At 46.8% G+C, this 1,166-nt stretch carries 1 protein-coding gene; it reads right to left on the reverse strand.

Annotated elements, in window-relative coordinates:
- Positions 1-1,166, reverse strand: a 1,166-nt coding sequence (gene odhB, locus R7Z49_RS23480; RefSeq protein ID WP_318112138.1) for a 2-oxoglutarate dehydrogenase complex dihydrolipoyllysine-residue succinyltransferase, incomplete at both ends; no start/stop codon positions are given.

Below are 1,166 nucleotides of genomic sequence, written 5' to 3' on the forward strand. Positions count from 1 at the left end.
CGCGCTGGATCTTCTAGTAGCTCTTTAATCGTTACTAGGAAGCCAACTGACTCACGGCCATCGATCAAACGGTGGTCGTAAGATAGCGCTAGGTACATCATCGGTAGGATTTCAACTTTACCGTTTACAGCCATCGGGCGTTCTTGGATTTTATGCATACCAAGAATTGCCGATTGCGGTGGGTTGATGATAGGCGTAGACATTAAAGAACCGAACACACCACCGTTTGTGATAGTGAAGTTACCCCCCATCAACTCATCTACTGTTAACTTGCCATCACGACCTTTGATCGCTAGCTCTTTGATGCCTTTTTCAACATCTGCAAAGCCAAGCTTGTCGCAGTCTTTTAGCACTGGAGTTACTAGACCGCGTGGCGTTGATACCGCCATGCTAATGTCAAAGTAGTTGTGGTAAACGATGTCATCACCATCGATTGATGCATTTACTTCTGGGTAACGTTTTAGTGCTTCTGTCACTGCTTTCACATAGAAAGACATGAAGCCAAGACGAATACCGTGACGCTCTTCGAACTGGTCTTTGTATTGCTTACGAAGATCCATGATTGGCTTCATGTTCACTTCGTTAAACGTCGTTAGCATTGCGGTGCTGTTTTTTGCTTCCAACAGGCGGTTTGCAACCGTCTTACGTAAGCGAGTCATTGGCACACGCTTCTCACTACGAGCGGTTGAAGGTGCTTCAACTGCTGGGGCATCAGCTTTTGGAGCCGCTTTAGCGTTTGCTAGATGCGCTTCGATATCTTCACGAGTAATACGACCGCCAACACCTGTACCTTTAACTTGGTGTGCTTCTAGACCATGTTCCGCAAGTAGACGACGAACGGCAGGGCTAAGTGCATCATTGCTTTCTTCAGTCAGTGTCGCTTTGTGACGCTTATCTGGAGAAGCTTCTGTTGCTTCTGTTTTGTCTGCGGTTGGCTCGCCCGCAACAGCGCCGGCTTTCAATTTAGCAAGAAGTTGCTTTGAAAGTACTGTTGCACCTTCTACTTCAAGAATGGCTTCTAAAACACCAGCTTCTGGAGCTGGCACTTCTAGTACAACTTTGTCAGTTTCAATATCAACCAAAACTTCATCACGCTCTACGGTGTCGCCTGGTTGTTTGTGCCATGTCGCTACGGTTGCATCAGCAACTGATTCAGGTAAATCTGG

It is taken from the genome of Vibrio sp. 1562, assembly GCF_033340155.1.
In the GTDB taxonomy this organism is placed as follows: Bacteria; Pseudomonadota; Gammaproteobacteria; order Enterobacterales; family Vibrionaceae; genus Vibrio; species Vibrio alginolyticus.